A 7,838-nucleotide genomic window follows, 5' to 3' on the forward strand; every position below is an offset into this window, starting at 1 on the left:
AGAAATTATACTATATTTGCAAGCCTGCCGTCTCAGTCCCCTGCTTTTGCCGGAACATATCAAGATACTATCACTGCAACCGTAACTCAGCCATAGCTATATACTTTAAAATCAAGATTTTTTAGTTTTGATACCCACTTTTAGCTTAGTATGATATTGATCCTTAAACTGACGCCTATGCAGGAATAAAACCGGGTTCCACGCAACGATGCCTTACTTCTGCTTTATAAAAACTATTCGATATAGTGATCAAGGGTGATTTGTGTCAAGTTAAAAATCTAAAAAAAAATAAATATTTATATTGAATAAATTATCATTCTCGTGTCTACTGAGGTGAAGATTCTACGCACTGAATATGGTGTCATTTTTTCAAAATAAGCATTATAAATAACGCCTACAACCCCATTAGTACCTATAATGAACACGCTTAAAAAAAACAAATTTCCAATAAATATAAACAACGAGCATAATAATTTACTCACTCCTTTCGGTAAAGCTATATTGCGAGATCGATATCTTATGAAAGGTGAAGATTTTCAAGATTTATTTGCACGTGTTTCTAGTTATTATGCCGAAAATAAACAACATGCCCAAAAACTATATGAATATATGAGTAAAATGTGGTTTATGCCGGCAACGCCTATTTTAAGCAATGGCGGAACGGACAGGGGGCTTCCTATATCATGCTTCTTGAATGAGACTGACGATAGCTTAGAGGGTATAGTAAATTTATGGACGGAAAATGTTTGGCTAGCTTCAAAAGGAGGGGGGATCGGTAGCTATTGGGGGAACGTGCGATCTATTAATGAAGAAATCCATAATAAAGGCCATTCTTCGGGTATTGTGCCTTTTATTAAGGTTCAGGACTCTAAGACTCTTGCTATTTCGCAAGGATCTATTAGGCGTGGTTCATCAGCTGTATATTTACCTATTAATCACCCTGAAATTGAGGAGTTTATCGATATAAGACGCCCTACAGGCGGTGACGTTAATCGTAAAGCTCTTAATATTCATCACGGTATAGCTATAACCGATGAGTTTATGAGAGCCGTTGAAAATAATACGGATTTCGATCTTATTAGTCCTGCTACTAAAAAAGTCGTACACAAAGTTAGAGCAAGAGATTTATGGATTAAGTTATTAACTACTAGAATAGAAACTGGTGAGCCGTATCTGTTATTTATCGATAGCGTTAATAAATCTATCCCTGAGCATCATAAAAAACTAGGACTTCAAGTTAAAATGTCCAATCTTTGTAGCGAAATTACATTGCCGACGGGAATTGATCATTTAGGAAAATCAAGAACTGCTGTTTGTTGCCTTTCTTCTTTAAATTTAGAGTATTATGAAGAGTGGAAAGATGATAAAGAATTTATCCATTCTATTATGCTATTCCTTGATAACGTTTTAGAAGACTTTATTAATAAAGCACCGGATACCATGGCAAGAGCTAAATATTCAGCTTTACGTGAGCGAAGCGTTGGGCTTGGCGTAATGGGATTCCACTCATTTTTGCAAATGAAAAAAGTACCGATAGAATCGGTTATGGCAAAAGTTTGGAATAAAAAAATATTTGAATATATATCTGCTGAAGCCGATAAAGCCTCAATAGAAATCGGTAAAGAAAAAGGAGCATGTCCTGATGCTGAAGAAACAGGAAGTAACGAGCGATTTAGTAATAAAACCGCAATAGCACCGACTGCTTCAATTTCTGTAATAGCCGGTAATGCTTCTCCAGGAATAGAGCCGTTTGCCGCTAATAGCTTTGTACAGAAAACTTTAACAGGTTCTTTTAATGTGCGTAACAAACATTTGGAAAAATTATTGATCGAAAAAGGATTTAATAACGATCAAGTTTGGTCTTCGGTAGCAACGCATGAGGGGTCGGTACAACATTTAACATTTTTATCTGAAGAAGAAAAACAGGTCTTTAAAACCGCTTACGAAATTGATCAAAATTGGTTAATTGAACTAGCAAGCGATCGCACTCCTTATATTACTCAAGCACAATCTTTAAACGTCTTTTTGCCGGGTAACGTTAGTAAAAAATATCTGAATAATATTCATTTTAAAGCCTGGAAAAAAGGCGTAAAAAGTTTGTATTACTGTAGATCGACGTCAATACAGCGGGCCGATAAAGTCTCGCATGAGGTGCTAAAAGGAGATTTTAAAGATTTAGAAAAACAAAACGATAAGCTAGCAGAAGCCGGAAACTACGAAGAATGCTTAGCTTGTCAGTAATCCTTAATGTCACCCCGTGGCTTGACCACGGGGTCCAGTCTTTTATTTTTTCCTGGATCCCGCGTGAATAAATCACGGGATGCCAGAGGAAAGGGCTGGATTCCCGCTTTTGCGGGAATGACATAGAAGCCATAAAACAAAGCTCAAAAGTGGAAATAATATAACCAACAGAAAAATACAAATAACAACGAGTTAAAGAAAAAATTATGTCATTACTTGATGCAAGTCCAATTTATAAACCGTTTTCATATCCATGGGCATATGAAGCTTGGCATACTCAACAAAAAATTCATTGGCTACCAGAAGAAGTACCACTTGCCGATGATGTCAAGGATTGGAAATATAACTTAACGCCGGGTGAAAAGCATTTATTAACCCAGATATTTCGTTTTTTCACGCAAGCAGATATAGAAGTGAATAATTGCTATATGAAGCATTATTCACGCGTATTTAAACCGACTGAAGTATTAATGATGCTATCGGCGTTTTCTAATATGGAAACGGTACATATTGCAGCATATTCGCATTTACTTGATACGGTAGGTATGCCGGAAGTCGAATATTCAGCATTTCTTAAATATAAAGAAATGAAAGACAAGTATGATTATATGCAGCAATTCGGGGTAGATACTAAAGAAGATATAGCAACTACTTTAGCAGTATTTGGAGCTTTTACGGAAGGATTGCAGCTATTTGCTTCTTTTGCGATTATGCTTAATTTCCCTCGTTTTAATAAAATGAAAGGAATGGGGCAGATTATTGCTTGGTCGGTGCGTGATGAAACGCTTCATACTAACTCAATTATTACTCTGTTTAAGACTTTTGTAAGAGAAAACCCTGAAGTTTGGACGGAAGCTTTACGTAAACGTATTTATGAAGCTTGTACGACTATCGTACATTTTGAAGATGCCTTTATTGAACTTGCCTTTGAAGTTGGAGGTATTGAAGGATTAACGGCATATGAAGTAAGACAATATATTCGTTATATTGCCGATCGTCGTTTAATGCAGCTAGGACTCAAAGATATATATTTGGTAAATCATAATCCGCTTCCTTGGCTTGATGAAATGCTAAACGGAGTTGAGCATACAAACTTTTTTGAAAATAGAGCAACAGAATATTCTAAAGCGGCGACTACCGGTTCATGGGAAGAAGTATTTACTGAAATGGATAATAAAAAATAATACATATTAACAACAAAAATAAAAAAATTTAAGAATACTTATTCTTTATTTTAAAATTTTTTTTAAAATAGGTTTAGAATATTTAAAAATTTCAAGTAATTTTATGGCTGTTATAAACAATAAAAATTATCAAAAAGTTGTAGAAAATGTTTTATCGTCTTCTAAAGCTAATAAAGTACTAAAGAGTGCAATTAAGGATTTATCGTCTTCAAAGAGTATAAGTTTAAGAACGATGTTACTCGGAGCAAGATTTGTTTTAACTAATCCTGTAAATACTTATAATCTTGTTAAACTTGCTAAATCTTCTAATATATATCTTGATCCTGAATTTCAAAAATCACTTCTTGAAAAATCTCCAATATGGGAATTTTTAAAAAAACATTCAGATGATTTGCCTAAAATAGGTCAAATCTTAGCAAAAGCAGGCTTTAGAGAATTTCAAGATAAGAGTGTTTTAGATCAAAAGGGACTCGAAATACTAAAAGAATGTTTCAAAAATGAAGAAGTACTTAAAAAACTTCAAGAAATTACAGTTGAAGTAAAGCAAGAGCTACCGGACTGGAATAAAGTGACTTCTAGAAGTTTGGATATGCTGGTTACCGATAAAAACTTCAAAAAATTCTTTAACGAAAAGAGTGAAGATATTACGAATTACATACGTACCGGAGCAACTGAAATACTTCCAAGCGATTATACAAAAACTTTTGATGATATATTACAAAAACCCGAAAAGAAAAATTTATATTCATCAGTTATAAAAATATTTAATGAACATCCTGATTTTAAGCAAGAACTAGCTGAAAATATAAATAATACCAATTCTCTAAAAAGATTTAACAAATTATCCTCTGAAGAACAAATAATTATTGAAAGTTTCTTAGCAGAAGCAAAGCAGCAAGCTAAACCTTTCTTAAAAGAATCTTTTGAAAGCTACAAAATCGATCTTAAAATTTTAGATATTATTCCTACCTTATTAAATAAAATTCCTGAGACAAAAGAGATTTTTGATACTCTTAATGCTCCAAATCAAGGTGTAATGATAGCTCTTGAGAAATCCTTAAAAATGGTAGCGAGTGATAATAAATTAAAAAGTTTTTTTGCTAATAATAAGACAATCTTACCAAATATTGCTTTAGGTATTATTGAAAATACTCCTAGCGTACAAAGCATCACAAAAGAATATAATTTTGATAAACAAATGCTTAGTATAGTAGGCAAAGTTATGTCAAAACCGGAAATTGCTCATGATATTATTGCAGACTTAAATAAAGGTGATTATATGAGTTTAGCCGGTAATATAATCTCTGCCCTTAGTGATCCTTCATTTAAATTAAAAGATATATTAGTAGAGCAAAGTAAAGAAGGTCTATTTGATAATTTAATTACAGGGGTTTTAGAACAAGATGAAAAAAATAGCCAAACTATAAAACAACAACTTATAAATTATGGATTAGAAGCAAAAGATGTTACAAAGCTTACGAGTGTAATGCCGATATTACTCGACAAACCTGAATCATTACAAAAGGTTTTTCGAGATTTTATTAAAGGTAATTATACAGGAATGATAAAAGAGTTAATAGTGTTAACTAAAGATAATCCTGAGATTAAACAATATTTAAACGATAATAGAGAAATATTTGCGAGTATTTTAGATAAAACTTTAGTAGATATACCGGGTATAAATAGTCTTGATAAGAAAGAATTATATAAGATACTTCCATCAATGTTAAACCATCCTGATGAATTAGTTAAAATTATAGAAGAAGTTGAAAAAAGTAATTATCGTGGTGCCGCTAGTGCTGTATATAATCTAGCTCAAAAAACAAATTATTTTGAAGGGCAATTGCCAAATCTTATGAAAGCCGGTTTTAGCTATGCTGCTGAAAAAGTAAAAGATGTATTTAGTGCATCACAAGATTTTAAAGATAAAACTATAGATGAGACTACTCTTAGAAATAATTTAAATAAAATACAAAATGGAAAATTCAACTTAGAGGGAGCTATATTAGCAGGTAATTTATCTAATATCGATTTTTCAGGCGTATCATTAAAAAATGCAGATTTAACTAAAGTAACTTCTTTGAAAGATTGTAATTTTAAAAATACTAATTTAGCAGGTGCTAAATTACCTGATAATTTAATGCTACTTACTGACACTTACAACCTTGATAAGACTATCCCTTCTTTAGCACTCGAACTAATTAAAGAACAACAAGTTAAATTACTTGATAAAGCAATTGATAAAGTATTTTTACAAGTACAAGCCGAAGGAAAAAGAAATTTACTTGGTAAAAAAGAATTTGTTCAACAGGTAAAAATATTATGCGAAGAAAATCAAACGGTTAAAGACTATATTATAGAAAAATTAAATTCACTACCTATGAATATGGTTACTAATCTAGCTACTCCTAAAACAAATCAATATAAACATATTACAAATCATGTAAATTCTCCATTACAAATATTGAACCCTTTATATGAAAATATTGCAAATAAACAAGATATTAAGAGTAATTTATTGGCAAATATTCTAAGTGAACAAATATCACAAAAACTTTTTGATAAGGGTGATAATAGAGGGGAAGATTTTTATATGATTAATCAGATGCTAAAACCTATCGTTTCTGAATATTCTAAAGAAAATCCTGATAGTATAAATAATTTTTTAGAGCCGAAAAATCTAGAAAAGTTAGCAAGTAATACTACCTCTACTTTAAATTCTAAATCTAAATATACTTGGGTAGGCACTATTACCGGTGGAATTTATTTACCAAAAGAAATCTTCAATGAACAGTTAAAAGATAACTTTAAAAACGAGTTTGAAAATATTAATAAATTAAATGTTTTAAAAGAAGCAAAAAATACAGCTTCAAATTTAGATAGTAAGATCAATATTGTAGGGTCTAACTCGAACTCATCTTCTATTACTCCTATTTCTAATAATAAAAAGAAAGAAGAAATACGTAGATAAACTATACTCGCTGAATTTGAAAAACCCTCGATGTCATCCCTGCGAAAGCAGGGATCCATGCTAAAAAATCTTTAGTTTTAAAGATTTTTTTTATTAGATAATTTTTTTCAAATAAAGCTTCAAAAAGCTTTATTTGAGCGGATTCCTGCTTTCGCAGGAATGACATAAAACGATCCATGCAACAACGTCAATGCCACGCTGGAATGACATTTAATATTTGCGCAAACTCTTCTTGGTTAGAATATTCCAATGTCGTTTTATCCTGTATCTGGTTTTTAAACCAAGTAACTTGTCTTTTAGCATACTGGCGAGTTCGTATTTGAGCTGCACTTAAAGCTTCGTCTAACGTGAGGTTACCGTCTAAATAAGCTAAAATCTCTTTTACTCCTACTGCTTTTAAATTTAAATAATCTTGCGGTGTGAATTGCTTTTTTATTAAAGCTATTTCGTCAATTGCCCCTTCTTTAAATATCTTTTGTAGACGCTCATCGCATGTTTTATATAGAAATTTTCGCTCAGGGTTTAAGAAAATAATTTTGAAATTAAAATCAGATAAGATTTGCTCCTTTGGCAAGGTTTGAAAAGAAAAAATAGATTTACCGGTTTGCTTAAAAACTTCATAAGCTCTAATTAACCTTTGAGTGTTACCTTGATTGATTCTAGAACTAGCGAGCGAGTCAAGTTTCTCTAATTCATTCCATAGCTCTATATTACCTATTTTACTATGCAATTCTCTAACTTCTCGGCGTACATCCTCCATTATATCAGGAATATTATTATAGCCAAAAACTAAAGAATTGATATATAAACCCGTTCCTCCTATTAATATAGGTAATTTACCTCGTGTGGTTATTTCTTTTATTTTTTCTGCCGCAAGTTTTAGATATTTTATTACCGAGAAATCTTCTGTAATTGATAGAAAATTATATAAGTGGTGAGTAATTTTAGTTTTGTAAGATTGAATAGGGGAGGCAGTAATAATAGGAATTTCCTTATAAACCTGCATTGAATCGATATTTACTATTTCAGCATTATGTATTTTAGCCAGTTCATGCCCTAAATAAGACTTCCCGCTAGCAGTCGGCCCGCATAATATTACTATATCTTTTTTTGTCACTTATTTAAATTTTTTTATCTATTCGATGTCATTTCCGCGAGCTATTACTGTCATCCCGCGGCTTGACCGCGGGATCCAATCTTGTTTAATTTTTTTTGGATACCGTGGTCAAGCCACGGTATGACACCGAATGCGTTTTTCGATCTACGCGGGAATGACATAAGGCAACACGCAAGAATTAAACGGTTTCAGTTTCATCAATAGTAGTTTTTCCTAAAGTCTGAGTATCATCCGGTCCACTAAATATTATTGTGCTCCCTAGTGTGCAGTCATAACTAATAGCTGGACCACTAAATAAGCCTGCGTCACTGTAGTCAAGAGTCAT

At 32.2% G+C, this 7,838-nt stretch carries 4 protein-coding genes; 3 read left to right on the forward strand and 1 reads right to left on the reverse strand.

Features of this window, described 5'->3' with window-relative positions:
* Positions 1–417 precede the first annotated feature (417 nt).
* The 3 genes from AC1Z7D_RS05030 to AC1Z7D_RS05040 all read left to right on the forward strand — a co-directional run bounded on the left by AC1Z7D_RS05030 (position 418) and on the right by AC1Z7D_RS05040 (position 6,396).
* Complete coding sequence (locus AC1Z7D_RS05030) at positions 418–2,241, forward strand: ribonucleoside-diphosphate reductase subunit alpha (RefSeq protein WP_482602529.1); 1,824 nt, start codon at positions 418–420, stop codon at positions 2,239–2,241.
* A gap of 206 nt (positions 2,242–2,447) precedes the next feature.
* A complete protein-coding gene (locus tag AC1Z7D_RS05035) occupies positions 2,448–3,425 on the forward strand; it encodes a ribonucleotide-diphosphate reductase subunit beta (RefSeq protein ID WP_482602531.1) in 978 nt (325 codons plus the stop codon).
* A 103-nt stretch (positions 3,426–3,528) separates the two neighbouring features.
* Entirely contained in the window at positions 3,529–6,396 is a 2,868-nt protein-coding gene (locus AC1Z7D_RS05040) for a pentapeptide repeat-containing protein (protein WP_482602533.1), read from the forward strand.
* A gap of 187 nt (positions 6,397–6,583) precedes the next feature.
* Here the strand turns inward: AC1Z7D_RS05040 and miaA are convergent, their stop codons facing one another.
* Positions 6,584–7,513, reverse strand: a complete 930-nt coding sequence (gene miaA, locus AC1Z7D_RS05045) for a tRNA (adenosine(37)-N6)-dimethylallyltransferase MiaA (RefSeq protein WP_482602535.1) — start codon at positions 7,511–7,513, stop codon at positions 6,584–6,586.
* Positions 7,514–7,838: the final 325 nt, after the last annotated feature.

This window comes from Rickettsia sp. (assembly GCF_965035265.1).